General features: G+C 42.6%; 28 protein-coding genes, 1 pseudogene and 1 riboswitch. Of the genes and pseudogenes, 2 read left to right on the forward strand and 27 right to left on the reverse strand.

The genetic code is table 11. From position 1 onward, the window contains the following. Positions 1-27 precede the first annotated feature (27 nt). The 13 genes from cntA to AC6CIB_RS07490 all read right to left on the reverse strand — a co-directional run bounded on the left by cntA (position 28) and on the right by AC6CIB_RS07490 (position 15,075). A complete protein-coding gene (gene cntA / locus AC6CIB_RS07430) occupies positions 28-1,620 on the reverse strand; it encodes a staphylopine-dependent metal ABC transporter substrate-binding lipoprotein (protein ID WP_498279253.1) in 1,593 nt (530 codons plus the stop codon). A gap of 44 nt (positions 1,621-1,664) precedes the next feature. After that, positions 1,665-2,981 (reverse strand): opine metallophore biosynthesis dehydrogenase, encoded by a 1,317-nt coding sequence (locus AC6CIB_RS07435; protein ID WP_498279255.1) that lies wholly within the window; start codon positions 2,979-2,981, stop codon positions 1,665-1,667. Continuing rightward, positions 2,978-3,802, reverse strand: a complete 825-nt coding sequence (locus AC6CIB_RS07440) for a class I SAM-dependent methyltransferase (protein WP_498280513.1) — start codon at positions 3,800-3,802, stop codon at positions 2,978-2,980. The genes AC6CIB_RS07435 and AC6CIB_RS07440 overlap by 4 nt, the downstream gene beginning before the upstream one ends. Next, positions 3,802-4,653 (reverse strand): histidine racemase CntK family protein, encoded by an 852-nt coding sequence (locus AC6CIB_RS07445; protein ID WP_498279257.1) that lies wholly within the window; start codon positions 4,651-4,653, stop codon positions 3,802-3,804. Before AC6CIB_RS07445 ends, AC6CIB_RS07440 begins: the two co-directional genes overlap by 1 nt. 464 nt (positions 4,654-5,117) lie before the next feature. Beyond that, entirely contained in the window at positions 5,118-6,176 is a 1,059-nt protein-coding gene (locus AC6CIB_RS07450) for an enoyl-CoA hydratase/isomerase family protein (protein WP_498279259.1), read from the reverse strand. Positions 6,177-6,191: 15 nt separating this feature from the next. Then, on the reverse strand, positions 6,192-6,977 hold the full coding sequence (locus tag AC6CIB_RS07455) for an enoyl-CoA hydratase-related protein (RefSeq protein WP_498279261.1): 786 nt from the start codon (positions 6,975-6,977) through the stop codon (positions 6,192-6,194). A 90-nt stretch (positions 6,978-7,067) separates the two neighbouring features. Continuing rightward, entirely contained in the window at positions 7,068-8,522 is a 1,455-nt protein-coding gene (locus AC6CIB_RS07460; protein ID WP_498279263.1) for a CoA-acylating methylmalonate-semialdehyde dehydrogenase, read from the reverse strand. An 18-nt stretch (positions 8,523-8,540) separates the two neighbouring features. Further along, the gene (locus AC6CIB_RS07465) at positions 8,541-9,428 is read right to left on the reverse strand and encodes an NAD(P)-dependent oxidoreductase (RefSeq protein ID WP_498279265.1); all 888 of its coding nucleotides are present in this window, start codon (positions 9,426-9,428) and stop codon (positions 8,541-8,543) included. A 15-nt stretch (positions 9,429-9,443) separates the two neighbouring features. After that, positions 9,444-11,159, reverse strand: coding sequence for an acyl-CoA dehydrogenase FadE (locus tag AC6CIB_RS07470; protein ID WP_498279267.1), 1,716 nt, complete (start codon positions 11,157-11,159; stop codon positions 9,444-9,446). A 106-nt stretch (positions 11,160-11,265) separates the two neighbouring features. Continuing rightward, a complete protein-coding gene (gene prpB / locus AC6CIB_RS07475; protein WP_498279269.1) occupies positions 11,266-12,180 on the reverse strand; it encodes a methylisocitrate lyase in 915 nt (304 codons plus the stop codon). Between the two features lie 18 nt (positions 12,181-12,198). After that, the gene (prpD, locus tag AC6CIB_RS07480) at positions 12,199-13,632 is read right to left on the reverse strand and encodes a 2-methylcitrate dehydratase (protein WP_498279271.1); all 1,434 of its coding nucleotides are present in this window, start codon (positions 13,630-13,632) and stop codon (positions 12,199-12,201) included. Positions 13,633-13,734: 102 nt separating this feature from the next. Beyond that, positions 13,735-14,850, reverse strand: a complete 1,116-nt coding sequence (mmgD, locus tag AC6CIB_RS07485) for a citrate synthase (protein ID WP_498279273.1) — start codon at positions 14,848-14,850, stop codon at positions 13,735-13,737. Continuing rightward, positions 14,851-15,075, reverse strand: a complete 225-nt coding sequence (locus tag AC6CIB_RS07490) for a hypothetical protein (RefSeq protein WP_498279275.1) — start codon at positions 15,073-15,075, stop codon at positions 14,851-14,853. A gap of 176 nt (positions 15,076-15,251) precedes the next feature. Further along, positions 15,252-15,448, reverse strand: a riboswitch (cobalamin riboswitch). A 282-nt stretch (positions 15,449-15,730) separates the two neighbouring features. On the opposite strand from AC6CIB_RS07490, the gene AC6CIB_RS07495 reads away from it, so the two are divergent. Further along, entirely contained in the window at positions 15,731-15,955 is a 225-nt protein-coding gene (locus tag AC6CIB_RS07495; RefSeq protein WP_282137216.1) for an IDEAL domain-containing protein, read from the forward strand. A 297-nt stretch (positions 15,956-16,252) separates the two neighbouring features. Here AC6CIB_RS07495 and AC6CIB_RS07500 read toward each other — a convergent pair whose 3' ends face one another. The 11 genes from AC6CIB_RS07500 to AC6CIB_RS07550 all read right to left on the reverse strand — a co-directional run bounded on the left by AC6CIB_RS07500 (position 16,253) and on the right by AC6CIB_RS07550 (position 22,984). Further along, positions 16,253-16,534 carry a helix-turn-helix domain-containing protein gene (locus AC6CIB_RS07500; protein WP_498279277.1) on the reverse strand — a complete coding sequence of 94 codons (282 nt, stop codon included), beginning with the start codon at positions 16,532-16,534 and terminating at the stop codon, positions 16,253-16,255. A gap of 10 nt (positions 16,535-16,544) precedes the next feature. Beyond that, positions 16,545-17,024, reverse strand: coding sequence for a DUF2975 domain-containing protein (locus AC6CIB_RS07505; RefSeq protein WP_498279279.1), 480 nt, complete (start codon positions 17,022-17,024; stop codon positions 16,545-16,547). Positions 17,025-17,656: 632 nt separating this feature from the next. Beyond that, on the reverse strand, positions 17,657-18,409 hold the full coding sequence (locus tag AC6CIB_RS07510; protein ID WP_498279281.1) for an HAD-IIB family hydrolase: 753 nt from the start codon (positions 18,407-18,409) through the stop codon (positions 17,657-17,659). A gap of 38 nt (positions 18,410-18,447) precedes the next feature. After that, positions 18,448-18,966 (reverse strand): hypothetical protein, encoded by a 519-nt coding sequence (locus AC6CIB_RS07515; protein WP_498279283.1) that lies wholly within the window; start codon positions 18,964-18,966, stop codon positions 18,448-18,450. A 147-nt stretch (positions 18,967-19,113) separates the two neighbouring features. Further along, entirely contained in the window at positions 19,114-19,446 is a 333-nt protein-coding gene (locus AC6CIB_RS07520; protein ID WP_498279285.1) for a hypothetical protein, read from the reverse strand. Between the two features lie 33 nt (positions 19,447-19,479). Next, positions 19,480-19,683, reverse strand: coding sequence for a hypothetical protein (locus tag AC6CIB_RS07525; protein ID WP_498279287.1), 204 nt, complete (start codon positions 19,681-19,683; stop codon positions 19,480-19,482). An 88-nt stretch (positions 19,684-19,771) separates the two neighbouring features. Next, positions 19,772-20,326, reverse strand: coding sequence for a GNAT family N-acetyltransferase (locus tag AC6CIB_RS07530; protein ID WP_498279289.1), 555 nt, complete (start codon positions 20,324-20,326; stop codon positions 19,772-19,774). A 138-nt stretch (positions 20,327-20,464) separates the two neighbouring features. Further along, entirely contained in the window at positions 20,465-20,602 is a 138-nt protein-coding gene (locus AC6CIB_RS07535) for a hypothetical protein (RefSeq protein ID WP_498279291.1), read from the reverse strand. Between the two features lie 774 nt (positions 20,603-21,376). Then, positions 21,377-21,562, reverse strand: a complete 186-nt coding sequence (locus tag AC6CIB_RS07540; protein ID WP_498279293.1) for a DUF4083 domain-containing protein — start codon at positions 21,560-21,562, stop codon at positions 21,377-21,379. Positions 21,563-21,671: 109 nt separating this feature from the next. Further along, complete coding sequence (locus AC6CIB_RS07545; protein ID WP_498279295.1) at positions 21,672-22,502, reverse strand: glycerophosphodiester phosphodiesterase; 831 nt, start codon at positions 22,500-22,502, stop codon at positions 21,672-21,674. A gap of 242 nt (positions 22,503-22,744) precedes the next feature. Next, positions 22,745-22,984: a hypothetical protein gene (locus AC6CIB_RS07550; protein ID WP_498279297.1), complete on the reverse strand. Its 240-nt coding sequence runs from the start codon at positions 22,982-22,984 to the stop codon at positions 22,745-22,747. A 202-nt stretch (positions 22,985-23,186) separates the two neighbouring features. Between AC6CIB_RS07550 and AC6CIB_RS07555 the strand changes: the two genes are divergently transcribed. Beyond that, entirely contained in the window at positions 23,187-23,630 is a 444-nt protein-coding gene (locus tag AC6CIB_RS07555) for a hypothetical protein (protein ID WP_498279299.1), read from the forward strand. A 597-nt stretch (positions 23,631-24,227) separates the two neighbouring features. Here AC6CIB_RS07555 and AC6CIB_RS07560 read toward each other — a convergent pair. The 3 genes and pseudogenes from AC6CIB_RS07560 to AC6CIB_RS07570 all read right to left on the reverse strand — a co-directional run bounded on the left by AC6CIB_RS07560 (position 24,228) and on the right by AC6CIB_RS07570 (position 26,886). Beyond that, the gene (locus AC6CIB_RS07560) at positions 24,228-25,409 is read right to left on the reverse strand and encodes a DHH family phosphoesterase (RefSeq protein ID WP_498279301.1); all 1,182 of its coding nucleotides are present in this window, start codon (positions 25,407-25,409) and stop codon (positions 24,228-24,230) included. Between the two features lie 337 nt (positions 25,410-25,746). Further along, positions 25,747-26,084: pseudogene (locus AC6CIB_RS07565) on the reverse strand (NIPSNAP family protein). Between the two features lie 190 nt (positions 26,085-26,274). Beyond that, positions 26,275-26,886 carry a kinase gene (locus AC6CIB_RS07570; protein ID WP_498279303.1) on the reverse strand — a complete coding sequence of 204 codons (612 nt, stop codon included), beginning with the start codon at positions 26,884-26,886 and terminating at the stop codon, positions 26,275-26,277. Positions 26,887-26,899 lie beyond the last annotated feature (13 nt).

A 26,899-nucleotide genomic window follows, 5' to 3' on the forward strand; every position in this document is an offset into this window, starting at 1 on the left:
ATCCCGGGTGAACGACTCCCCTTTTCATTATTGGAGTCTCATCTGTTCGAATGGCAGCTCAAACTGTGTTTGTTTGAATGTTAGCCCCTTTAATCCTTTAGGCCCCACAACTGTCATCCGGCCATTCGATATCGGAATAAATACGGCTTCATCATGAACGATCGTTAAAATATCCTTATAGAGGGATTTCCTCTTCCATTCTTCCGTCGTCACCATTACTTCTTCGATTTTTCTATAGAGTTCATCCGCTTGCCTGATGCCTTTGGTTGTATGAAGGTAAGAAGCATCAGAAGTGAACGCTGCGATCGTACTGACCGGATCATACGCGAGCCCCCATGTTTGATTAAATAATAATTCATAGTCACCTGTTGATCGTCTATTGGCGATGGATGTGGATTCCTCACCGACGATTTCAAGACTCGCACCGATTTTTTTCAATGAGCTTTGGATGAACTCAGCCTCTGTTTTTTGAGAAGGTGAATTGACGTCATAAAATAGCTTCATGGCCAAAGGACGCCCCTCCTTTTCACGGACCCCATCATCACCGGACTTCCAACCATTTTCTTCTAACAACTTTTTAGCTTTATTGACATCGAAGTCCCTCTTCTGCAGATCAATATCTGCATAAAGAACATTGGATGAAAATAAGGTATGGGCTTCTGTTTCGGTCCCGTCCAAAATATCTTTGGCAATCGTCTCCCGGTCAATGGCGTACCAAATCGCTTCGCGCACCGCCGTCTCCTTTACGGGACTATCCGTTTTGCTACTATTGGCGACGATCATCTTCGTATTCATCGCCTCACTTCTTTCCACCTGGTGATCCCCTGTATCGACCAGCTGGTTCATCGCTTCCACATTCAGGCTGTCTGCACCACGATCATCTGTGAAGGCAAAGTTGATCTCCCCTTTTTGTAAAGCCAGGAATGTCGTCTCCCCCGCAGGAAGCACTTTCGCCGTAATCTCTTTGATAGAAGGCGCCCCTCCCCAATAGTCTTCGTTTGCTTCGAACCGGGCGAACTCGTCTACCTTATGTTCCTTGAGGATATAGGGTCCGGTTCCGTGATAACCACTCACTCCATCCTTCGTATCGCCATTCTTGAAGTCATTGGGTGACAGGAACACATAAGGCCTCGTCATCGAAAGCTCTGCCAAGGCAGGATAATAGGGCTCAGACAGAGCCAGTTCCACCGTATGCTCGTCAATGACCCGAACCTCCTCGATTTTAGTGGAAAGCTTGATCCACGCATGCTTCTCCGCATTTCGCTGTACCGCTTCAATGTTCTTCTTCACGGCATCGGCATTGAACAGCTCCCCATCATGGAAAGTGACACCTTGCCTAAGATGGAATGTATACACCTTGCCGTCATCTGAAATCTCCCAGGACTCAGCAAGTAGCGGCTTGATGCCATCCTCTGTATTTTCAACCAAAGATTCATACACCTTCCCCTGGGCCGCCATGGATCCCGTGTATAAATGAGGGTTCATATCATTGATATCCTTCGCTGTCGCATAAACCAGTTCATCCTTATCTGCTTCCTGTTCACCTTCTGTTTTCGCTCCGCAGGCAGCAAGGATCATCATCAAAAGAACCAATACGCTTAATGTCCATCTCTTATTCATCCCATTCTTCTCTCCTTTTGTAATCTCTTTATAAAACAAAATCATTACGATTTAAACCTTGTAACCATCTCTTTTCCTATCACTCCAGTAATCCTCGTTAGGTCCTCTTCGAAGCTTCGAATTGAGAAGGCGTCGGAAAGCTTTTGACCTTGATGGACTTCCGTAACTTCTGTCAGCTTTTCCTCATAGGTCCTGATCAGCTTGTCAATGGTAGGGCTCGGCACTTCAAGGAATCGTGCAATCCCCTGGATGATCTTGATTCGATAATAGTCCTCCTTAGGCATTCTCGGGATATCCAGCTCGCCCTCTAAGTTCCTATACATTTTCCTGATCGGAACGGCCGAGAAGTCGAAATATCTCCCTACCTCGTCAGGCGTGGAATAGGGATCGATCAACAGTGAGGTATAGCGTATGTAAAGTAAATACTCCTGGTGGATTCTATCCAGCTTTTCAAAATCTTCGATGTCACTCCTTGATAAGCTTTCCAATCTTACGGGATAGTTATCGTCTGTCATGAATCGAAGGAGATTGAGCGGCTTGATCTTCACTCTTTCCAGGATTTCCATCATTTCCTGCCACTGGGCGCGCATATCCCGGATCAGTTGCTGGGTGATCGGTCCCTCGGGATACAGCTTATACACATATTTCATGGAAGGTTCCTCATCGAATATCTCCTGCAGTGTCACATCATTCATAAAGAGCGGGGGATGGACGTAGAGGGAAATATTGCGGGTCTCTGCTTCCAATGGCGATTCAGTCGAAACTAGCGCCATACCAAGCTCTTTCCCTAACCTAACCAATCTTTGAACCGTCTTCGAATGGCCATGGGTCGAACCGATATAGAGCTTCTTCTTTACGGCCGTCGTGATGACATGGTGAGAAGGATCCCGCTCCATCCATCTCGTATCTCCTAAATAAGTAGAGAAGCTAATGATTTCCGCTTCGGGTTGAACGTCCGACAGATCATGCTTCACGAGACTATTGGATCCGAGAGTCGGTGAAACCAATACGATCGACCGTACGCCTTTGAATACATCCCTGGGAATGGTGTGGAGCACGTCCAGATACGCGTCAGTGGTGACAGCCAATACGACGACATCCCACTCTCCCCTTATTGTGTCAAGACCGCGGTACACATGATCGATCAGGCTTTCACCTTGTATTCTCTCATTCTGCTGATTTTGAACGGACACCCGAATGTGATTTCCTTTCATCTCTAACGATTGAAAAAATGATTCCGACCGGACGGAATTCCTCCCTGCGAGTCCCACCTCGCAGCCCAGGTGGTTCTTTACGATCATACAAAGTTGCACCGAAGCGGGTCCTGTGCCTATAACCAGCACCCGTTTACCCTTTTTCATCGATTCCCCTCCTTACTCGGAGCCGGACGAATTTTTTCATAGAGTACGATATCAAATATTTGATAGGGACGCAGACTGTTTTCTGCTATTCTCCACTTTTCCTTATCTACTTCCCGGGAAGGGAAATTGAAGAGGGATTTCAGTCCATCTCCGTACCTCATCGACACAACGACCTCTTCATTGGCCAGCTCATACAACTGGTCCAAGATGTCATATTTCGCTTCAACCGTCGAACTGAAGATGATATGGGTCACCTCCTTGAGATCTGTGAGCTGTTCCACTAACGAAAGTTTCAGTTCGATATTCAAATCCTTACCTAACCGATCCACCACTTGCCGTCCCAGGGTGACCGCTTCTTCATCAATGTCGATCCCGATGACCTTTGCGCCTGTGCGCTTGGCAATAAGGAGCGGTGTCATCGGAAAAGAACCAGAGCCAACAAGGAGTACAGTCGATTCCCGTGTCACCTGAAAATGCCCGAACTCCTCTTCAATGCAGGACTCAATGTTCTGAAAGTAGTCTGCTATCCCTTCTTCTCCCCTCAATAGCTTCCGGGCCCGGTGCTTCTCCATCTTGGCCACGGAAAGGGCAGATAGATTTCTTAACTGATCCATCAGGTGTGGAACCTCTCCTTGTGTAGGATCGACTATCTGCTCCCACCTCTTTATGTACTCTTCATTAAGTATGAATCCAGAATACTCATTAATTAATCTCTCTAACGCCACAGCATCCTCTTCCAAGTGGCTATCTCCCTGAATGGCTTCATCAAATCGTTCCAAATAGTTGCGCAGATCCTCTTCAAAGGTCTTGCTCGCCTTCATCATCTGACCTCCTCCTCTACCATGTGTATAAATGCTTTCCCTTCTGCCACAATCCCGACAGTGCCTTCGATCCGGATCGCGGTGATGGACCCATCATTCCAATCTGCGGTTACATGCATTTCCCCTCCAGGCTGTTTGACCTGTAGAGAGATGCAGCGCTTTTGCTTCCATGCAAGATAAGCACCCAATGATCCGGTCCCCGACCCGCATCCCCGTTCCCACATCATGCTATTCACGTCCGGTACATGGATGAGAGGGGCAAGTTTCCCGGTTACAGAATCATAGAGCAAAACACCGACCAGATTCCCCTTATAGGACGAGTTGATCATTCGTGCCAGAGTTTCTGCCGACCGGCGCAATGAAGGGGCTAACTGTCCCGCTTCCAATACAGCGTGAACAGCCTCCTGATAATGGATCATGGTGACGGGAAGTTCTTCTCCATCCACCACCCACATTTGCTTCTTGATCCTTGCGGGAATAGGCATTGTCATCCTGCAACGGTACAAGCACATCTCATTCTTCACATCACACCGGACCAACTCGTCGGAGCCCGAGACTTCCAACAGAATGGTTGTCGAACAACCGTGGGGCAGCGCCCTTCCCGAAGCAATGAAGGCGGCCAACGACATACAGGCATTCCCGCAGAATTCACCCCCGGCCATCTGCAGGCTGGAATCTGCACCCGCATTCTTTGACTCTTCAATGAAGCCCACCTGCTCAGCATAAAGACTGTCATATGCCATAAGCCTTGACGCAATCTGGTGATATTCTTCCATCAGGTGTTTGGTCTTTACAAGTACCGTCATATTCTCCGTCGGGTTGAATTTGATAAACTCGATCTCCTGCATCATTTTGATCCCTCTGATTCTTTTGTTAGTGAGATATTAAAAGGATAAACTCTATTAAGGCTCCTCCATTGAATTAATTCGTAATCATTACGATTTATTATGTAAAAAAACATGCGAAATGACGATTAAAACGTAACGGTTACGATTTACCTTTATATGCTATGACTTTTTTCAGCTTCTGTCAATTGGATTTTTTCCAATAAGCATAATTAGGAAAAAGGGGCTACTCCTTCAGGATCCAGTATCTTGTTTTCTATCAGGGGTGCTTCTGGTCAGCATCAAAAAGAAACCTTCCCCTCTATACAATGAGGGGAAGGCAGATTCCATCTACATTTTCACTTTATAATGAAGCCAGACAGAACCCTCTCTGACGGGCTTTGTCGTTTTCAATTCTAAATGGGTGGCTCCTCAGTAAATGCAGCATCCCTTTTAGCAACCCAATGACTAGAATTAAATAAATGATCCATTTATGAAACTGGAGAATTCAGTTTAAAAAATTGATTTACCACATCATTCGTAACGTCTGAAACATGTTTGTACTCATAGTTCGGTGATTGGTCCCGATCGATGAGGACAGACCGAACGCCTTCATAAAAATCTCCGTGCTTTAAGAAGTTCTTGGCTAGAAGAAGATCGGTTGCGAAGCATTCTTTCATTGTCTTTTGTTTGCCGTCAATCATTTGTTTTAACGTGATTTTCAATGAAAAAGGAGACTTTGAAAGGAGCAATTCCTTTACATTCAAGTTAAAATCACTTGTCTGACTGCCGAGGGATTGAAGGATTTCTTCAACCGTCTCAAACGCAAAATGCCGATCGATTTCATTTTGAATAAGGGCAACCTTGCTTTCATTAGTAGAATGTGTTTGGTATTCATCAATCAGTTGATCAAGAATTTCCTCCATTTTCACATGACGCCAATCCGTATTTTCTACTTTTTCAATAAAACGTTCTAATGCGTCGCTTTCCATATAGATGTCTGCACCGTTTACATACAGCACATCCTGAGCCTGTATGACCGAGGCTGTTAAAGCGAGATAACGACCTGCGTACCCGGGAGCTTTATTTAAGAAGTAAGCTGCTCCAACATCCGGAAAGAATCCGATATTCATCTCGGGCATCGACCATTTTGTCCGCTCCGTTACGATGCGATGACTAGCCCCATATGTTAGACCAACACCCCCACCCATAACGATTCCGTCTAAACAGGCAATGATCGGCTTCCGAAATTGATGGACAGCCATATCGACCTCATATTCTTCACTAAAAAAATTCTCCGCTTTTCGTCGCGCCGATTCAGACAAACGCGCTTCATAGAGTGATTTAATATCACCGCCTGCACATAGCGCTTTTGAACCCGCACCCTTCATGATGACGATTGATACATTATGGTCTGTCTTCCACTCTTTTAATTTTTCACCTATAGCGATGACCATCTCATAAGATAGAGAATTAAGTGCTTTCGGGCGATTAAGTAAAATCGTAGCAATACCATTTGGGTTAACGGAAAACATTACTTCTTCGGACATTCTATCTCCTCCCTTTTATGAATGTGTGAAGTCTGGTTTGCGTTTTTCGACGAATGCGTGAATCCCTTCTTTCGCATCCTTTGTCAGGAACAACTCAGCAAATCTTCTACGTTCCTTTTCCAATCCTTGTTCCATACTTTCGTTACTGCCCTGTATTATGCACTCCACTGCCCGCATCACACTGGTCATGCTTTTCCCTTCCACAAACGATGTTGCAATTGCTCTTGCGGTCTGTAACAATTCACTTTCTTTTACAGCTAACTGAGCGATCCCAAGGTCTACAGCTTCTCTTGCAGAAAGGGTCCTCCCTGTAAGGATGATATCCAGTGCGGTTGCTGTATCTGTTATCTTGCGAAGCCGTTGTGTGCCGCCGAAAGTCGGAATCAGCCCAAGATTTAATTCAGGAAGACCAACCGTTGCATGATCTGACATAATTCTGAAATGACAGCTCATCGCCAACTCCAGACCTCCCCCGAGAGATGGTCCATTTATCGCGGCAATGACAGGTTTCTTCAGAGCTTCGATTTCATTGCAAAGAGCCTGACCATTTTCCGCCAGTTCCAGCCCTTGTTCCTGATTTCCTAATTTAGATACGAATTCTTTTATGTCTGCTCCCGCCACGAAGAAACGCCCCGCCCCCGTGAGGATGATGGCTTTTGTTTCATCATCCCTGACCAGTTCCTGAAAAAGGGAACGTAATTCGGTGATGCAGGAAGAAGATAATGTATTCGCCGGAGGATTGTTCAATGTGACCATTGTGATATCATTTTCTTTTTTAATTGTTGCGTAAGTGTAGCTCAAGATTTATACCTCCCCTTGAAAATGGTTACAGATAAAGTAGATCCCTCTAAATGCCTATATCTTACAAATAGAGGGATCTTACGGTCAGATTTAGAACCAGCGTTCTGTGACTACTTTCTTGCGTGTGTAAAATTGGACCCCGTCTTTTCCGTTTGTTCCAAGGTCGCCATAAAATGATGCTTTGTTTCCGGCGAATGAGAAGAACGCCATCGGAGCTGGCACATTGACATTCACGCCGATCATGCCGGCATCAATTTTATCGCGAAACTTCTGGACACTTTTGCCGCTCGACGTATAGATAACGGCCCCATTGGCAAAATGGGATTGATTGGTGAGTTTGATTCCTTCATCAAGGTCTTTTACTCGTACGACACTCAATACTGGCGCGAAGAGTTCATCCTGCCATATTTTCATATCCGGTTTCACATGGTCGAAAATGGTCGCCCCGACATAGTATCCTTCCTCTACTTCAGGATTCCTTCCGTCCACTCGTAATGAAGCCCCTTCTCTTATCCCGGTGTCAATATAATGGAGTACACGGTTTTTGTGGACTTCCCGAATCAAGGGACCTACAAAGTGATCTTCTGACCTGCCGTCTCCTGTTTTCAGCTTGCGTGTTTCAGAAACGAGCATTTCCATAAACTCATCAGCGATCTCATCTACGACTGCAACGACTGAGCACGCCATACAGCGTTCTCCACTGCTGCCGAACGCCGCACCGATAATGCCTTGAACCGATTTCTCAAGATGGCAATCCGATAGGACTACAGCATGGTTTTTTGCGCCGGCAAGTGCCTGGACACGCTTTCCGTTAGCTGTACCCGTTTGGTAAACATGCTTTGCCACAGGCTCGGAACCAACGAAAGAAATGGCTTTGATATCTTCGTTCTCCAGTAAACCGTTTACCACGTCTTTTGCTCCATGGACGAGGTTAAGGACCCCTTTAGGGAAACCTGATTCATAGAACAGCTCCACAAGCTTACCGGCAAGGATCGGGGTTTTTTCTGATGCCTTCAGAACAAACGTATTTCCACATGAAATCGCAAGTGGGAACATCCAAAGTGGAACCATCATCGGAAAGTTAAAGGGTGTAATTCCTGCAACGACTCCTAATGGATAACGCCAAATCGAACCATCAATTCCGTCCGCAATACCAGGGAGTGATTCTCCCATCATTAGAGTAGGTGTCGCAGTCGCAAGCTCAACCACTTCTATCCCTCGCTGAACCTCTCCACGAGCGTCTTTTAACGTTTTCCCGTTTTCCATCGTGATGATTTCAGCCAATTGTTCTTTCTGTTCTTGAAGAAGCCTTAAGTAATTGTATAATAGTCTTGTCCGGTTGGGCACAGGGACTAATGACCAAGTCTCATACGTATTTTGAGCGGCCTGTACGGCGTGATCGACATCCGTTCTCGTCGATAGAGGTACATAGGCAATGATTTCTCCATTCGCAGGATTGATTACTTCTTCCACATCCGTTCCAGTAGAATCTACCCATTCTCCGTTGATATTGTTCTGCATCTTTTTAATATTCGTTGTAATCATCTATTCTCTCACCCCTTCTTATAAAATGGTTGTCGTCTTTTCACTAATTTTTTTGTATAGGATGGACATGTCTTTTTCCCCGTAACCGTTCTTTTCAGCTTCTTCATATAGGTCTAAGAGGATTTTGCTGACCGGCAGTTCCACGTTGTTTTTTTCGGCAAGCCCAAGAGCAAATCCGAGATCCTTCCTCAGCAGCTTTAAAGAAAAACCGGGTTCATACGTATCATCAGCTATGAAACTTTTATAATTGCGCTCGTAGATTCTGCTCTGTCCATAACTGACGTTCAGCATCTCAAACAATTTTTCAAGATCAAGATCACTATTCTTAGCAAGATGAAGAGCTTCACTTACACCTGCTGTATAAAATCCGATCAGAAGATTATTGATGAGCTTCGTATTTGTACCGCTGTCGATCTTTTCATTCACATGAAATATATTCTCACCCATCGCGTTAAATACAGGCAGTGCCTTATCGAAGGCAGACCTTACACCGCCGACCATGAAAGTGAGTGTTCGATTTACTGCCCCTACTACACCCCCGCTGACTGGTGCCGCCAGAAATTCCACACCCTTTTTCTTAGCCGCTTCTTCTATCCTGCTATTCAGTTCTGGAGCTACCGTACTCGTATCGACGAGCATAACACTTGGACCCGAGATGTTAACAAGTCCTTTTTCCCCCAGGAAAACCTCCTCTACCGCGTTAGTGGATGGAAGGCTTGTCAGGATTACATCACATCGTTCAACCATCTCATCAAGCGATACGCCGACCGTTCCTCCCGATTTAAGAAAGGACAACTCAGCTTCTTTATTCAGATCCATTCCATACACTGTAAAGTTTGACAAAAGCAAATTTTGCGACATAGGTAGACCCATGTTGCCCAAACCGATAAATCCGATCTTTTTCACAAGACTTCACTCCGTTCACACGATATATTTTTCATGTTCAGACAGGCGTTCTGCGATTTCCCGCTTTTGAATAAATAGATTTCTGAAGAGAGGGACAGGAAGGCTGCGGATTTCATCCAATGCCCCTTTTCTCCTGGCTTCATCTACTTCTGTTCCCGATAAGATCAAGATTGCCATCTCTTCCATTCTTCGATAACCTTCTTCACAGATGATGTTCGTCATGTTCGTTTTCAATAGCTCTTTTTCTATCGCGTTCTTTTGTAAGGTTTTTTCGGTACGAATGAACGCAGATTCCATCACATAAATTTCTTTCATCATGTTAGCGAGTAAGCGGGAATATTCTTGTTCCTGCTGAATGTTAATGTTGAAATGTGTCAATGCTCTCAAAGATTTGTCGAGAAGCATTTTAGACAACTGGATGTATTCCTGATTTCGGTTTCTCTGCTTATGGATCAGGTGTTCCTTCCTTGAGTCGGCATATCGGTAAGCTTTTTTGATCAAAAGCTTAGCAATCGTCAGACGGTTTATTTCATTGGTTCCTTCGAAAATCCGGCTTATTCGTGCATCCCGGTAAAGTCTTTCCACTTCGTATTCCTGCATGTATCCATACCCACCATGAATCTGTACCGCCTCATCTACAATCCCATCTAGGACTTCGGAGCAGTTGACTTTATTGATTGCACATTCGGCTGCGTAGTGTGCCAGTTCTCTCAATCGATCATCTAAAGGGGCAGCGGAGTCCATCACTTGGTCTAAGCTGTCAGCCGTCCTGTATGCGGCGCTCTCCGCCCCAAAAATCGAAATCGCCATATCCGCAATCTTTTCTTGTATCATGGAAAAACGAATGATTGGTCTATCAAATTGCTTACGCTGTTTCGCGTAGCCCACTGCTAGCTTCAGTGCCTGCTTCGATGTACCGATGTTCGAAAAGGCGAGCTTCAACCGCGCCATGTTTAAAATGTTTAATGCTACATGATGTCCCTGCCCGACTTTTCCCAGGACATTCTGTGACGGCACGTGGACATCTTCTAAGATTAAAGTGGCGGTCGAAGATCCTTTTATCCCCATCTTCTTCTCTTCGGGACCAACTGAAACCCCATTGAACGACCTCTCTACAATGAAGGCGGTCATGCCATCACCGGTATTGGCAAAGACGACATAGACATCCGCCACTTGGGCGTTCGTAATCCACTGTTTTTCACCATTTAAGAGCCAGGCTGTCCCTTCCTCGTTCAACACTGCAGTCGTTTTAGCATTTAGTGCATCCGACCCTGCGTCAGGTTCCGTTAAGGCATAGGCTCCAATCCATTCTCCAGATATGAGCCTTGGCAGGTACTTATGTTTTTGCTTCTCTGTTCCATAATATACGTACGGAAGTGTACCTACGCCTGCATGAATATTAAAGGATACGCTGAACGAACCGCCAAATCCCATCTTCTCTGCTACAAGCCCTGAAAGTTTTTTGTTCAGTGACAGACCACCATAAGATTCTGGAACCTCAATACTGAGCAAACCGAGTTCCCCTGCTCCTTTGAACAATTTTTTAACGGTGGCGTAATCATGCTGATCAATCGAATCAAGCAGGGGAATTACATCGTTTTTGACGAATCGTTCTGTTGTTTTCGATATGAGATGACCTTCCTCATTAAAATCTTCCGGAGTAAATACTTCAATGTCCTCTCCATGATGAGTAAATAAACATTCACTAGCTTGAAGTTCTGCTTCGCCCATCCCTTTCCTCCTCGCTTCCGACTTGTTATGCTTATCAACCAAAAGCGTTGAATCGATTACATGCTAAAATTGATTCGTATCACGATCTTCTTTTACCATTTGTGCTTTACGATTTATGTTCATCGGTTAGGAGTGTCTTTGCGATTTCTTCATCCAGATTTTCAAAGTCATAATAGGAAATGGTGTCATACAACTCGCTTCTTGTCTGCATGTTCTGGATTCCTTCCTTTTGAGTGCCTTCCTTTTTGATCAGCTGGAACATCCGTTCATAAGCCTTTGCCGCCACTCGCAATGAAGTCACAGGATAAATGACCATCTGAAAGCCCATGTCCTGAAATTCTTCAGCAGTATAGTAAGGGGTCTTCCCGAACTCGGTCATGTTAGCAAGAAGTGGAACTTGGATTCGGTTCCGGAACAGTCGAAACTCTTCTTCAGATTCAAGGGCTTCCGGGAAGAGCGCGTCGGCACCTGCTTCAACATACATCGCCGCTCTTTCTATCGCACCTTCCAGTCCTTCGCTGCTGCGGGCATCCGTACGGGCTACGACAATCAATGAAGGAGCCACCTCTTTGATCACCCTGATCTTCTGAACCATCTCTTCCGGGGATACGAGTTGTTTCCCATTTAGATGTCCGCACTTTTTAGGCAATTGCTGATCTTCCAATTGAACGGCAGCTACATGAGCCTCCACCATTTCTCTAGCCGTACGGGCGACGTTCAGATATCCCCCGAAACCCGTATCTATATCGACTAATACCGGTAAATTAGTAGCACGAACAAGGTCTTTGGCGCGTTCTGCGACTTCAGTTGACGTCATCATCCCGAGATCCGGAAGTCCCCTGCTTGCTGTGTAAGCGGCTCCCGATAAATAAAGTGCTGAGAAACCAGCCTCCTTTGCCATGAGGGCAGCCATCGCATCATGCGCGCCAGGTATTTGCAAAATCGATTCACTGGAGATACATTTTTGAAATTGGTCGGCAAGCTCTGTTTGTGCTAACGGTTGGTCTACAATCCATGCCATCTTGGCCATCCTCCTTTTCTAGATGAACAAATCTACAAATTCATTCACTTTCATGCTTTCTAATTTGTCCCTGTCATAGCAGGCTTCTTCTATCAATCTTTGTTGTTTACTTGAATAGTGGGTCTTGATATTGTTCATGAATTTTTCCTTAATCTTTGGAATCGCTTCGTCTCTTCTGAAGCGGTGTCCTAATGGAAACTCTAATTCTACGTTTTCGGTAACGGATCCATCTGTGAAACGAATTTGTACACTGTTTGCGATTGAGCGCTTGCTCGGATCAAGGTAATCTTCACTGTATTGTTTGTTTTCTACCACTGTCATCCTTTCCCGCAAGGCATCGATTCTTGGATCCAGGGCTGTTTCATTTTCATAATCTTCTGCTTTGATATCGCCTTTGAGCAATCCGATGGCTGTGATGTACTGCAAACAATGATCGCGATCCGCAGGATTATGAAGAGGACCTGTTTTATCAATGATGCGTATAGCTGATTCATGTGTCATGATCTTAATTTCATCGATTTCGTCAAGTCGGTTAATCACTGATGGGTGGAGCTTGACCGCACACTCAGCTGCTGTCTGGGCATGGAATTCTGCCGGATAAGATACTTTGAACAGTATATTTTCCATTACATAGGATTCAAGTGGACGTCCCAGCACCAATTCTTTTTTATTGAAGAGTATATCCTGGAATCCCCATCCAGGCGCTGAAAGCCCGGTTGGATAGCCCATTTCGCCTTTTACAGCCATCATTGCCAAGTGAACGCCCCTACTTGTTGCGTCTCCTGCTGCCCAGGATTTTCGCGAGCCTGTATTCGGTGCATGTCGATATGTTCGCAAGCTTGAATTGTCAATCCATGCATTCGATAACGCATTTATGATTTCCTGACGAGATCCACCCAACATCTTCGTGACAACAGCTGTCGTTGCGATTTTCACAAACAGAACATGATCGAGCCCTACACGATTCAAGCTATTTTCCAACGCCAGTACTCCCTGAATCTCATGGGCCTTGATCATCATTTCGAGCACATCCCGAACTTGTAAAGGTTCTTTCCCATCCGAAATCCGTACTCTGCTTACATAATCCGCTACAGCAAGAATGCCTCCAAGGTTGTCAGATGGATGTCCCCATTCCGCAGCGAGCCACGTATCATTGTAATCCAGCCAGCGGATCATGCACCCTATGTTGAATGCCCCTTTCACAGGATCAAGGACGAAGGACGTACCGGGCACACGAGTCCCATTAGGTACAATTGTCCCAGGTACGACAGGGCCCAGAAGCTTCGTGCATTCCGGGTATTTCAAAGCGAGAATTCCGCATCCAAGCGTATCAAACAATACATAGCGTGCCGTTTCATATGCTTCCGTACTTGTGATGTCTCTATCTAATACGTAATCGGCTATTTCTTCCAATAACACATCGGTTTTCGTCGTTTCGCTCGTTTTTAGCATGAGATACCTTCCTTTTCTGTTAGAAGTTATTTATGATATAAATGGGTATTCGCCAAAATATCCATTTGCATCAGGCGGGCGACGTTACAACTCCCCAGTTGTTTAATTAAATACACGTCGCTCGCCTGTATAATGTACTCGCGGACGGAAGAGTCGATTATTGGTGTGCTGCTCTATCACATGCGCACAAAGTCCGACTGTTCTGGCACTAAAGAAAATGGGAGTATATAGTGGAATCGGTATCCCCAACATCCAATAGACCGGAGCTGCATAATAATCAAGATTCGGATAGATCCCTTTCTCTCTCTCCATTACTCTCTCTCCAGCTTCACACATCTCATATAAAAGGTGGTCGCCTTTTACATCACATAGTTCTTTTAACGCTTCCTTCATCATGAATGCTCTTGGATCCATCTTCTTCATATACACACGATGCCCAAATCCCATGATCTTTTCTTTTTTCATCATTTTCATTTCGAGCAGCTCTTCAAATGTTGCCACACTGCCTGCTTCATTAAGCATGTACATAACCGCTTCATTCGCCCCTCCGTGCAGGTTCCCTTTTAAGGAAGCGACAGCACCGGTTAAGGCACCGTATAAATCAGAATGAGTAGACGCAATCACCCTCGCCGTGAAGGTGGAATTCGGCATCTCATGCTCACTATAAAGAACTAAAGAACGGTCAAATATCCTTTCTTCCAGTAGAGAGGGGACTCGCCCAGTGATCATATAAAAGAAATTTGCACTATATGAAAGGTTTTCGTTTGGACGGACCGGCTCCAATTGGTGAATGATCCGGTAGCTATTCGCTACAACGTTGGGCACCATTCCAAGAAGTTGATAAGCTCGCTCTTTATTCACGGGTAATGAACGATCATCGAGTTTGTTGTCATATCCAGCAAGTGCTGATATTCCCGTTCTAAGCCCATCCATGGGATGCGTATTTCCCGGAAGCTGTTTGAATATTTCAAGCAGTTCCCCAGGTATTTCATACTCACCCTTCAACATCTTTTCCATCGCTTCTTTCTCTGCAGTATCCGGCAAACTCTCTTCCAGCAGTAGATGGACAATATCCATGTACTCTTTAGATTGTGATAGTTTAATAAGGTCATAACCCTGGATGACAATCTCACTTTGTACCGTATCTAAAAACGAGATCTTGGTTTCTGCTGCAACAACACCATCAAGTCCGGGGAAAAATTTTTGTTTAGCTTCCAATTATCTCTTCCTCCTATCTCCAAATAACTCTTCACTCATTTTGTTGTAAGCCCTTTCAAGATTGCTCAGACAAACTTCTTTTTCTTCTCTTTTTTCTATCCGCATCATGATTTCTTTTGTCAAACGCTGATAATTGGAAGAAAGCATAAGTGTCTTTTCTCCACTGAAGTTGTTCATAATGCACGTTTTGAAGTAATCGGTAAAATACTCAACTGTTCCAAACAAAGAAGTTCACCTCGAATCCGTCTTGTTTAAAAATGGACAATAAAAAAACAACTTCTAAAAAGAAGTTGTTAAGATCGAACTGATGCTTAAATAAACATTTTCTGCTCCCCCAAAAAGCCAAAACAAAAAATGTTGATCACTCGTTCGCACTTAACACCCCCTATCCTCGTAGGTATTGATGTGTGCTGAAACAGGCAGGTCTCCTGACTTATGATCATCACTCTCCGAACCTTCCCATCTTCAAGTTTCTAAAGACAGTGGCTTTTCGAATCGCTCCCAAATACAGTTGCGGGACAGCGTCGGGCTCTAACCGAACTTCCCTATTAAGTAGAGGATCGTCATATCCCTCTACACCTGCTTCTACACGTATTCAGTTTTCCAATCAAACATATCAAATATTTCTAAAAATTACAAACAATTTTATTTTTTGACATATTTTCCTTTCTAAACCTGGAGTTTTTTTGTATGGGAAAAACTACCCAACTAATCCTTATTCAGCATACATTACTTCCCATATAGCAAACTTAACAAAACCTTAAATGAAACTGGTTTCCAACTTCCTTCCCTTCAAATAATTTAAATTTTTCGTTTAAAATGTTTGAATATTGAGATAATGGTTAGTATAATAGAAAAAAGGTCAAGGAGTTGATTTTTCATGAAGAAGTATTTGCTAAATTCACCACAGTCCGAGGTACCCGGCATAGACTCTCTTTTTGCAGAAATGATTTTGGACAAGGCCCTGCTAACATTCCGGAAAGAGCAACTCGAGCAGAAAATCGACCAATCTTTACGTGATCGAAACAAAGAAGAATTCCTGCGGTTGACGGAGGAGTTAAATCAGATCCGTAAAGATCACGAGGAAAAGGATGTAACGGTATAAAAGATTTATTGGATATAAATAAGCCGATTGGTTTCTATTGATAAGGAGGACAATGCTCTTGCTGATTATGGCAGGGGCATTGTTTTTTCTTTTGACTGAACACTGCGCTCTGACCCCCGGCACCCTGACGCTTTAACGTACCCTAATGACCTATTTCCCTCCGTAATCATGACAAGTTGTTGATTTTTCTTTATACAAAGAACCAAAAGGACGGTTTACTTGCCTCATCAGCAAGCGAACCGTCCCTCTCTTTCAAATCAATCCAGCTCCCGGACCTCAATCGGAATCAAAGTCCGTTCAATCTGCTCCCGGTGAGCCTCGTATCTCTCCGGAAGCATCAAGCTTTCCCCCATCGTGTTCCTCTTGATTATCTTCATCACTTCGGTATTCCAAAATATCTCCCGGCTGACATTCTAAAGCCTTACAAATTGCCTCTAACGTTGAGAATCGAACGGCCTTTGCTTTTCCATTTTTTAAGATCGAAAGGTTTGCCATCGTGATTCCAACCCTCTCGGAAAGCTCTGTTACGCTCATTTTCCTTTTAGCCAGCATCACATCAATATTGATTATAATCGTCATTGTTTTCACCTCAGACCGTTAAATCATTTTCAGATTTGATATCGATGGCATTTTTCAGTAGCTTCTGAAGAACAGCCGCAAAGACGGCAATCACCGCTGCACCGAAAATAAAGATCATTCCGATCAATATGATACCAGGGGCGTCATCAACCTCCGCCAGAATGTAAAAGAGCGGCATCGCTGCCACATATATGAGACTGATGGCAATGGCACATTTTTTTATAGTCTTTAAAGCTTTTACGGATAATTCAGAGAATGCATTGTTCTTATCGATAAAGCTTAATAGTTTAAAGGCTTGAAACAATGCGATGAAAAACGGTATAGCGGATACATACATAATGATTAGAATGCCATACACCACATATGCAAGCTTCGAATCACTTTCTGCTACATCCATAGCTAACCAAGGTAACCCCAAGACGCATAAAGCAACAATTGGAGTCCCGATAAGAAAAACAGCAATCTTTAAAAAGAGTGTTTCCCTTTTCATAAAAAGCACCTCGCTTATTGATTATTGATTTTACTCTACCACTTTATTTATTGTTTATCAATAAATATTTATTTATAATTAATAATATTTTTATGGTTATCGTTAAACAAATATTCATTTCGAACAAAAAAACTGGAGTCTGCCCCCCGGCACGCTGACACTTTAACGTGTGGAGACCGGACCCCAATTCCCCATTTAAGTAATAAATTCGAAACCCGTTGGCTTATGAAATGGCATTTTACATTCTCTAAAAACGAAATTAATGTTTGAAAAATCGTCGGGTAAACCTACGATACAATGTATGTATAGGATGTATGCCCCCTGGAGCCTCCTCCTTCGTTCCGGCAATCGTAATCCTCTTCTCCATCTACTAATAGGTCAAAAAAGGTATGCTCTAAGAAACTCTCTGGGAAACTCATTGGAAGCATCAGTATCATTCTTCTGCTTCTTTTAGAGCAAACTCCAAAAAATATCGATCTTTATCTCTACTCATCGTTTCCTCCTTATTACTCTTCCTTTAACCAACTATCTACCAATTATTTCAAAACCCTTCAACTAACTCAATGACCTTTTATAAAAAAAGAAGCTTACCATATTACAGATAAACCCCCTTATATGAAATAAGATTCCTTTTAAGAATTGATTACTCTTTTAACGTAGTGTTCACTGACTTCTTTAATGGCAGAAGGAACATCCTTAATATCTATGACAGTAGTTGCGTTCGCGCTTATCGGGTGTTGTCCTACACAAACACTAAATTTTGCGTTTTTAAATAATTCTCCATCGTTATGATCATTTCCAAATGCAATAAACTCGCCTGGAAGGACACCTAAACGTCTCAGCCCCTCCAGCTTATGTATTCCCGAAGGACTAATATCGATCAATGCTTCATTGCCGTGCTCATATATTTGTACAGGAAGATGGTCCAGCTTCTGTGTGATGGCTTGGTCTGTTGTAAATAATACGATTTTCGTTATCTTCGTCAGGTGAGCCAATTGCTTATTTACAGCGCGTTTTTCGGGGTCAAGATTACGAAATATCGGATGATGGGCATCTCCCGTATAGCTGTAATCCCAGTCACTGTCAATCAAATACGTGAGCTGGTTTTCTTCGATTATCTTTTTTATAGAATCTGTCACTTCAGGTGTGAAAGAATGTACGCTCATATTCTCGTTTTCGTACGTAAAGGCACCATTTCCTCCAACCATCCGGAAATGTCTGTATCGTTTAGGCAGAACAGGTAATAAATCACGAATAGGACGGGCAGAAGCAAAAATAATTTCGTGTCCTAGCTCCCTGCAGACATCTAATGCTTCACAAATTTCATCACTCAATGGTTCTCCCTTAAAACAAATCGTTCCATCCAAATCAAATACAAAAATCATTTTCTTCACCTCAATTTTAGTGTAATTTCGTGATTCGGTTATTTCTCTTTGACAGGCAAAACAACTGAAGAATATACGGAACCATTTATTTCAATATCCATTCTCCATTTCCCACTGTCAGGAAACCACAGCGTCACTGGTTGTTCCTTATCCCGGGAATGGGGTAACGCTATCGGTTCTTTTTTTCCGTGTCCATCGTGAGTGAATAGAAGGCGCACTTTATCTGCACCTATGGCTTTCTCAGGAAGTATCAGATTTGTTTCAAAGTTTTCTTCCTCCACCACAAATGAATTGTATTCGATGCTCCCCTTCGCATCACCCAAATACAAATTACCATCTGAAACATAGTCAGGGCTAGTATGCCATTTGGCCCTCTCTTCCCCTGAAAAATGCAGAAATACAAAGAGCAAGACACAAGCCAAACAAGCCACTTGAGCTTTCCAAAATCCATTCACTGTTTTAAAAGAGTTCATCATTTCAGAGTAAGGAGCCACAAGCTTTAATATAAGAAAGGCCACATTTAGAGAGAGCAGCGCCAATGCGATAAATAAAAACATCAAATTCCCCCTTTATGTTCAAACGATTAGATAGGTCATTTATATTTAGGTTATTCTAAAAAAGACCACAGAGGCAATCCCTTTTGTTTCCTCCTTTCAAAAAGAGCCACGGTGCCTGTCCCCGTGGCTCCCTGCCAAGCATACTACTTAATGATGGACGAACAGTTTCCTGGCTATATAGAAACGATTCCCGATTTGATAAGCCACCATGTCTGCGGAACTTTCGTTTTGATCGACTATTTTGTAAAGTTTCGTGCCTTCCGGAAGACCTTTGGCTTCCCCATTCTCATCGACTGGGGCTTTCACCTCAGTTTTTATCACACCTATCCGTTCTGCTAATTGCTCTTCCTCTACTGATTCATAGGTAGTGATATACTTGTTACCGCTCCACATAAAGTGAGGGTCGGTTACTTCTTCTTGATTGCTGCAAGCTGCAAGGAGCACCATTAAAATCCCCATATTGAAAAGGTTCTGCTTCACTGATTCCCACTCCCTCTTTCACCTTCTGATTATTCACTTCGTATGAACAGGGTCGACGTTGCTGAAATCATGATCGGCAAGGTACACAACGGAATGCAGACTCGCCTCCTTTTCCTCACTGCTGCAAAAAATAAGGGTACACTGATCGTTCCCTATTGTCACTTTCCCACTAGTTTGTTCGGTCAGTTCAAAGTCTAAAAGGCTGCTTACTAAGGCAGAGTCTCCACGAAAGGGCATGTGAATCTCCAACGCTTGTATAGATGGGTGTTTTTCTTCAGACACTACTTCAGTGATAAGTCGGCATGTTCTCTATCGAACCGTTTCCTTACTCTGCATTCAAATAATAAATCATATTATCCGTCCATTCACCGAACTCATAGATAAATCCTTTCCTGATGCATTCAAATTCCATCCCGACGCTTTCAGCAAGCTTTATGGAGGAAGTATTATCGAGGTTGATATGAGCTTCGATCCGGTGGAAATTCAATTCATGAAAAGCCATATGTAATGCTGCTTTCACTGCCTCTTTACCGTACCCGTTCTTCCAATGCTGGTTATGTATGGTGTAACCGATCCTTCCCCATTGAAAATCATTCCTTGATAACGTAGAGAAGTCCACCATTCCCACGTGCTTATGATCCGCTTTTCTAAACACACCAAATACGTGGGCTACATCATTACTAGCCAGTTCTTGATGCTTCGTCACCAACTGATCGAACCATTCTTCCGTGCATTCACTCATATCTATTTTTCCCAAATCATGCCTGCTGGAGGAAGCAGACCTGCTTTCGAATTCCTTAAGCCAGTTAGGATAATCAGCAACCTTCAATGGTCGAATGATTAATCTTTCAGTCTCTGAACTAATCTTAAAATCTTTCAACTTAACACCTCTTCAAATTTTTTAATTCCTTCACAAGTCTATTATTCTACTAACCTTCCTTTTCAAGGAGGGCGATCCAACTATAGTAAAAACCAAATAACAAGGCTTAAAGATACGATGATCAGACCGATTGTTTTTTTATAAAACTGTACACAATACGTACCCCACTAAGATAAGAAGAAGGGCTGCCCATTTAAAGTGATAATGCTCCCGAATATCTTCAGCAATGGATCCGATCCAGGTAGCAAAAATTAAAAATAATACCAGAACTGGCATCAGGATGTTTGCACCCCCCAGAGAAACTTCATGTTGAACACCCCTCTTTCATTTTCATTACTACCTGCTTAACCTGGTTAAATCCATGAGGCGCGATTGAGAGTAGCGAATTCCTCATTCAAGACAGCCCCCAATACCAAGCTAACCGAAATTGTGTATAATCAAATAATGATTGATCGTCACACTACTCCACCTATCACCCTGAACATCCTTCCTATCTCTTTTTCAAAAATAGATTCTGTCCGCGGTTTAGGGTATTTTGGCTTGTTTTTAATCTAAATCTATGAAAATATTACGTTTTATGATCATCAATGGGCTTTTTTGAGATCATGAGCATCCTCTCATCCAATATATAAGCCGGTTTCCACGACTTATGATCCACTTTTCAGATTTATGAACCGGTTTTAGCCATTTATGAACCGGTTTTAGCCATTTATGAACCAGTTTCAGTCATTTATGACCCGGAATTTTGATATATGATCTACTTTTTCATTTTATGATCCGTTTGTCTAAATATGTAACATGAGGAGAATCCTACATTTGAATAGGTAAGTATATCGCTACTTCTTCCTCACCATTTTCCAATGGATGATAGGTCTCTACAATATAAGACCCCGTTTTCCTTTTATACCCCTGGCCATCCATCCACTTTAAAAGATCGTTATGAAGCCCGCCTATATGATGGACGCTCTCTCATCAACAATCAAAGAAGGAAAAGCCACGGGTAATGATGTCCTGTGAGTCAAAAAAAGCTGAAAATCCACTCATAGATCTTCAGCGATGATTTTGCTTTTCCAGCAATTCAATGATTCTATCTAGTTTTTTATGGATATCATCTGAAGCATGAACCTCTTTCTTACTATTGATGAGGAGCCTTCTAATGAACAGGGTGAATGATACGGCTCCCAAAAGCAGTAATGAAAAGATGACAAACTGATAGAGTAAGTCTCCAAGATGCATAACGATAACACCTTCTTTTTTGAGATAATCATACCATAAAGAGTGGAGTCTGATCCCGGCAAACATATAAAAAAGGAGCAGCAGAAGCTACTCCCTTTTTACAAGAATATTAGTTTCTAGGATCTACATAATCCGGATAATCCGTAATGATCGCGTCAACCTTCATGTCGAATAGAAAGTCTGCTGCTTCTTGACTGCGCACCGTCCATGATCCAATCTGCATCCCTTGGGCGTGGACTTCATTCACTACTTCTTCGGTCACGATTCCATAGCTTGGGTTAAACCACTCCGCATAGGTTGAGATTTCTTGCAAAGCTTCCTTTGTGGTAAACGCCCGGTTAGAAGTTAACACACCGACTGGAACGTGAGGAAGCAGCTGGTCTATTTCTTTCATCGATTCAAAGTTAAACGATTGAAGAATGATTTTTTCATTTTGGGGTTTGTCGAGATTCCGTTCTTTTAATGCTTCAGCCACTTGTTCTTCAATGCCAGGGTAAAGCTCTGGAGCCTTTAATTCTATTAAAATCCCCACTTTTCCATGATAACGATCCAGAATCTCTTCAAAAGTCGGAATCGGTTCTCCTGCAAAGACCTCTCCCTTCCAACTGCCTGCATCAAGACTTCGAAGCTGTTCAAGGGTTAAATCCCCTATTTTTCCCGTTCCATCTGTAGTACGATCCACAGTTGTATCATGGATGACGACCAATTCACCATCTTTACTTCGTTGAACATCGATCTCAATGTAATCTGCCTTCATATCAACCGCTAGATCAAAACCAGCTATCGTGTTTTCAGGTGCATAACCTGCTGCCCCCCGGTGAGCTACATTATCCACCTGCTTTCTTTCCCCTTCCGTTGGTTCTTCTGCAAACACTTGACTGAACGGGCTGAATAACAATGAAAATGCAACCCCTGTACCGATTAATAATTTTTTGCTCATCTTCTTCATCTCCCATCTAAAATATGTATTCCACTGTATTTTAGAAAAGGGATGTTGAAGAAGTATGTAGATAGCAATACATCTTAATATAGATTATGTTAACAAAATTCGACCTTTTTTCTTACGTTTCTTTACAAATCTATCCTACGGAAAAAAAGCTAGTGATTCATTTTACTTACAAAAAGGGGTCTGACATCCCGACGATAACGATTTCACGTGTTGGGAATCAGACCTCTGTTCCTCTAATAAAACTTTTCATTCTTTTCCCATGATTCAACCGTATGATAGGCCGTATGGGGGTCATATCCTTTTCCAAGCAAATAGGCGATGGCGGCTACTTCGGTGAGGGCATGAGAATACGTTGTATAACTTGCTTCATGTAGTCCATAATCAACAAACGGTTTGACGGCATTCAACGTCTCATATTTCAGGTTCATATGAGGATTATAAACCCTTGTATGAAAGGGGTGACCATAATACATGAATCTTCCTCATCCTTCCTTCAGATAAATACATCATGCTCGCTTTCTATCTTATGATGAAATTGTATTTTGGTCGTTTGTCCTAGTGAAAACCTTGAACACGATTTCGAACCAATAGAACATAATCCTTTTACATGAATGGATTTACGGCGTCATATCTATAGAAGAAGCATGACATTTATCAGACATAGGAGATGATTGTATGTATCCACACTACTTTAGAGTGAACGGCTGGGAACCGATCGTGACCGTCTTGCAGGAAAGCTTGAATGCAGAAGAGATGGTATGTGCCATAAGCAGCGAGCTATTCCATATACCACAAACAAAGAACTTAGAGGGTAATAATGAAATGCACAGTCATTTAGTCCCTGCTTCTTACCATCGTGTAACCTCCGTAGGATCTGCTATGAGACTATTCAATGGCGAGCAACAACAAACGATCATCACAACACTTGTTACCTGTATCATCAATGCTGAAAATCAAGATAAACAGGTACGTGAGGGGTTAACGGTGATGGAAGAAAACGCAAGCCCTGAATTTAAACCAGTCATTCAAATCATTATTCAATGGCAAGATCAAGCAGAGGCCTATTTACTTCAAGCAAAAGAAGCTCTGCGTTCTATGGGGGTTTCCTTTCCTTCATAAGTAAGAAAGGGGGGACCTGATCACCGTAGGTTTTTGCAAAAAATTGACAGTTGAACGCTTAGAACATCACCTCTGGCCCATAATCGTGCCGGTTTGAACCACTTTCAAGCAGGATTTGGAATAATTGAGCAGGTTTCAGATTAATTGAGCTGGATATTAAATAATTGAGCATTCATGTCGAATTTTCATTATTTTGGAACCCAAAATTTGATCAACAAAACGGGATCTACCCCCTACGCGCTGATACTGTAACGTGCAGGGGCAGATCCCAAAAAGCGATCATTTACAATGAATGATATAAGAAGCATATGGACGGTTGTGATGTTCAGCCATCGCTCCCTTTCGAGGAATGTTGTCTATGCATGACGAATGGAGATTTACTGCACCTATAGTTATTCTTCTCATTATACGGGATCAAATCCTCTTCACAAAACAGGCTAATAATAGGTATGTGAGAAAGTTCCTTTACCTTTTCCCACTTGATCTGTTTTGTCTTATTTCTCTCACAAAATGGTACCACTGAAATCATTTAACAAAGTATTAAAATGATGAAAGCCTCAAAGAAGCGAACGCTGGCGACTGTTCGCTTTTTTGAAACTATCTAGCTTTTTTTACCTCTTCTATTAAGTTTCTGACGAAATCATCATCTTTTATAAGCCATGCTGAATATTTTCTTTTTAAGAGCTTTTCCGCTTCTTCAAAACTTGGGTGGGTCTGTTCGATTATTGTTTTATTTTTTTCAATCACCCATGCCCCGTTTTCCAAAGGATGTATAAAGTAGATCTCATCCCTTCTGTTTCTATACATAGTACCAAAAGTGGATTCTTTTACATTATATCGATTTCTTTTCGCATCCTCTGGTATCGATTGAAGATGATAGGTATCGGTTACAAATTGCCTGTAGGCATCTTCCGTTAAAGTGCACCCGGCTGCTTTTGCATGTCCGCCGCCACCGAATTGTGCAGCAACTTCAGATACATCAATATGATCGTGGATAGTTCGAAAACCCATTCGTTTGCCGCCAATATTTAGGATTGCTATATAATCCAGATGCGGATTTTCTTTACCAAGTTCATTCCCGAGTTCGGAGTGATACGATTCCGCATAAACCACACCCGCAAACAATCCCCCTGTCTCTGTTTGAACGAGCTCCCTTCTTTTCCTGCGAATGTATCTGTCAATTTTCTTTTCTTCCATATCAAGAATTTTTGTTTCAAATTCATCAAAGTGGAAATGGTCACTCGTTTGCAGCCGAGAAATCATTTTTTCTTCAAATTCATCTATTGAAATAAGAAAAAATAATGCATTCAGTCGCTGTGCATGGTAGTTTTCATTTTTCTCCCATTCCCACGTATCGTATTGCCTTACGAGTTCAACAAATTCCGCTATTGCATCTGTCGGTTCCATTAATTGATGAGAAATGAGGTATTCATATAATAAAGAAGTAGCTGAAGTTAACTTCCCTTCCTCGTCCTCCACCACAACGTGGCCCCACTTATAATCATTATACCGGAGAGCCGTTTTATGGTGATCAATCAACTTTACCTTTCCACCTGCACGAAAGAATTCTTCCAGCCTTTTTTCATTTTCTTCACTGACAGACAAATCTGTAATCAATAAAGAAGTATCTTTCCCCTCATTTTCTAAAAACCATTCCACTTCACGATTAAGACCTGAAATTGAATTGTAGCGTACTTTAACCTGCTCGCCAAAAGAAAGTTTGGCTAAAATACCGCAGCCGACTCCATCGAGATCATTATGAGACAACAGTTTATACATATTTTTCACCTCAACAGATAGTATAGGTTTAACGATTCATTAACATGCAAATAAAAAGCTGACTCAAGGTGTCCCTTATGATTGATATCGTTCTTCATTTCCTTAATATGTAGGTCCGTTCCCTTTGTTCAGAAAAAAAATAACATGAAATAATATAGCAATTGCTGAAGCTTTCCCCTGATGAGTGTCAGCCCTCTCATTCAAGTTTCATTCTCCAAAACAGTCTTTTGATCCATCAACATCTTGAGGGTCAGACCCCTTTAACCCTGTCAATTCCATCTTCCTCTATATTAATGGGGTTGTTTCGATCTTTGGCGTTCAAAAAAAGTGAATCCATTCATCGGACCGTCGACTCCAACTCCTCATTTCTTATTTCTATGATATATTCCTTAGCCACATATTCCCTCCTGCCATGCTCTTCGTACCAATCCCGGATACGTTTCAGATGCGCTTCATCATTCCTGATGCTGGTTTCAATCTTCACATAATCGTCGTGACTGTCGTATTCCCAAATGGCAAAAATCTCAACGGTTTCTCCTCCATATCTTTCATCCAGCGCCCAATCAGTCGCGAGCCGTGTTTAAGTTGGTTCGGCAAAATGGTGTGATTGAAGTGATCATTGAACGTTTCGACGAACTCTTTTTTGACAAGATAGAACTTTCTTCTATAGACCACGATGGTCCCCCTTTTATATAGATGAGCCAATGATTGACTGTGTTACTATTTTCTTGCCTTGATACTCATCGTAGTAGGAAATTCCCGCGCCCTCTATAGTGAGTAATAGCAACTTCATCGGATGATAAATAGCCAAACCTATAATCTGAATCCAATACCAGCACTTACTCACCATTACCAAGACGATTATTTACCTGTATATATAATCCGCACTCCCAATCGGATTTACATGATCGACGTAGTAATCTTCCGCTAACCAGTATCTTCTTTTATACTTATCAAGCCTTGCTTGATCGTCACCGAGATATAGGTCACGGTCCAATACTCTTTCAGCTCTTAATTTATGTGAACAATCAATATAGATCATAAAATCAACATAACGTCGCCATTCTTTCCTTTGTAAGAAGACACCCTCAATAAGAATGATGGCAAAAGGGGGCAGATGGATTGGTTTAGTTATGATTATATCCGTTGGAGGATGATAGAAAGGCAGAGTCATAGAGCCACTGTTAGTATGCAGCTTTCTGAACAGTTCTGTTTCGATTAATCCAATATCCCATTGGAGAAAATAATATTCAAACCATTCTTCATTCCCGGTCCCATATCGTTTATGTTTTTCAACAATGTAGTCATCAAGATGAAAGGTGAAAGCTTCACAATTTGCCAGCTCTAATGCATGGCGAAGTTCTTTTGCAATCGTGGTCTTACCTGCTCCTCCTAACCCATCGATACCCACAATGAAGCGACGATTTTCCGAAAACTCTTTTTGATATCGGGATAACAAGGTTTCAACGATGGACATCTTACTTTCCCTC

Source organism: Rossellomorea sp. GQ25 (genome assembly GCF_059758515.1).

Excerpts from the sequence above, each read along its gene's own strand:
- cntA (WP_498279253.1), bottom strand. The coding sequence starts at position 1,620 with ATGAATAAGAGATGGACATTAAGCGTATTGGTTCTTTTGATGATGATC.
- AC6CIB_RS07435 (WP_498279255.1), bottom strand. The coding sequence starts at position 2,981 with ATGAAAAAGGGTAAACGGGTGCTGGTTATAGGCACAGGACCCGCTTCG.
- AC6CIB_RS07440 (WP_498280513.1), bottom strand. The coding sequence starts at position 3,802 with ATGAAGGCGAGCAAGACCTTTGAAGAGGATCTGCGCAACTATTTGGAA.
- AC6CIB_RS07445 (WP_498279257.1), bottom strand. The coding sequence starts at position 4,653 with ATGATGCAGGAGATCGAGTTTATCAAATTCAACCCGACGGAGAATATG.
- AC6CIB_RS07450 (WP_498279259.1), bottom strand. The coding sequence starts at position 6,176 with ATGTCCGAAGAAGTAATGTTTTCCGTTAACCCAAATGGTATTGCTACG.
- AC6CIB_RS07460 (WP_498279263.1), bottom strand. The coding sequence starts at position 8,522 with ATGATTACAACGAATATTAAAAAGATGCAGAACAATATCAACGGAGAA.
- AC6CIB_RS07470 (WP_498279267.1), bottom strand. The coding sequence starts at position 11,159 with ATGGGCGAAGCAGAACTTCAAGCTAGTGAATGTTTATTTACTCATCAT.
- prpB (WP_498279269.1), bottom strand. The coding sequence starts at position 12,180 with ATGGCATGGATTGTAGACCAACCGTTAGCACAAACAGAGCTTGCCGAC.
- prpD (WP_498279271.1), bottom strand. The coding sequence starts at position 13,632 with ATGCTAAAAACGAGCGAAACGACGAAAACCGATGTGTTATTGGAAGAA.
- AC6CIB_RS07495 (WP_282137216.1), top strand. The coding sequence starts at position 15,731 with ATGAAGAAGTATTTGCTAAATTCACCACAGTCCGAGGTACCCGGCATA.
- AC6CIB_RS07500 (WP_498279277.1), bottom strand. The coding sequence starts at position 16,534 with ATGACGATTATAATCAATATTGATGTGATGCTGGCTAAAAGGAAAATG.
- AC6CIB_RS07505 (WP_498279279.1), bottom strand. The coding sequence starts at position 17,024 with ATGAAAAGGGAAACACTCTTTTTAAAGATTGCTGTTTTTCTTATCGGG.
- AC6CIB_RS07510 (WP_498279281.1), bottom strand. The coding sequence starts at position 18,409 with ATGATTTTTGTATTTGATTTGGATGGAACGATTTGTTTTAAGGGAGAA.
- AC6CIB_RS07515 (WP_498279283.1), bottom strand. The coding sequence starts at position 18,966 with ATGTTTTTATTTATCGCATTGGCGCTGCTCTCTCTAAATGTGGCCTTT.
- AC6CIB_RS07525 (WP_498279287.1), bottom strand. The coding sequence starts at position 19,683 with ATGCCCTTTCGTGGAGACTCTGCCTTAGTAAGCAGCCTTTTAGACTTT.
- AC6CIB_RS07535 (WP_498279291.1), bottom strand. The coding sequence starts at position 20,602 with ATGCCAGTTCTGGTATTATTTTTAATTTTTGCTACCTGGATCGGATCC.
- AC6CIB_RS07540 (WP_498279293.1), bottom strand. The coding sequence starts at position 21,562 with ATGCATCTTGGAGACTTACTCTATCAGTTTGTCATCTTTTCATTACTG.
- AC6CIB_RS07545 (WP_498279295.1), bottom strand. The coding sequence starts at position 22,502 with ATGAGCAAAAAATTATTAATCGGTACAGGGGTTGCATTTTCATTGTTA.
- AC6CIB_RS07550 (WP_498279297.1), bottom strand. The coding sequence starts at position 22,984 with ATGTATTATGGTCACCCCTTTCATACAAGGGTTTATAATCCTCATATG.
- AC6CIB_RS07555 (WP_498279299.1), top strand. The coding sequence starts at position 23,187 with ATGTATCCACACTACTTTAGAGTGAACGGCTGGGAACCGATCGTGACC.
- AC6CIB_RS07560 (WP_498279301.1), bottom strand. The coding sequence starts at position 25,409 with ATGTATAAACTGTTGTCTCATAATGATCTCGATGGAGTCGGCTGCGGT.
- AC6CIB_RS07570 (WP_498279303.1), bottom strand. The coding sequence starts at position 26,886 with ATGTCCATCGTTGAAACCTTGTTATCCCGATATCAAAAAGAGTTTTCG.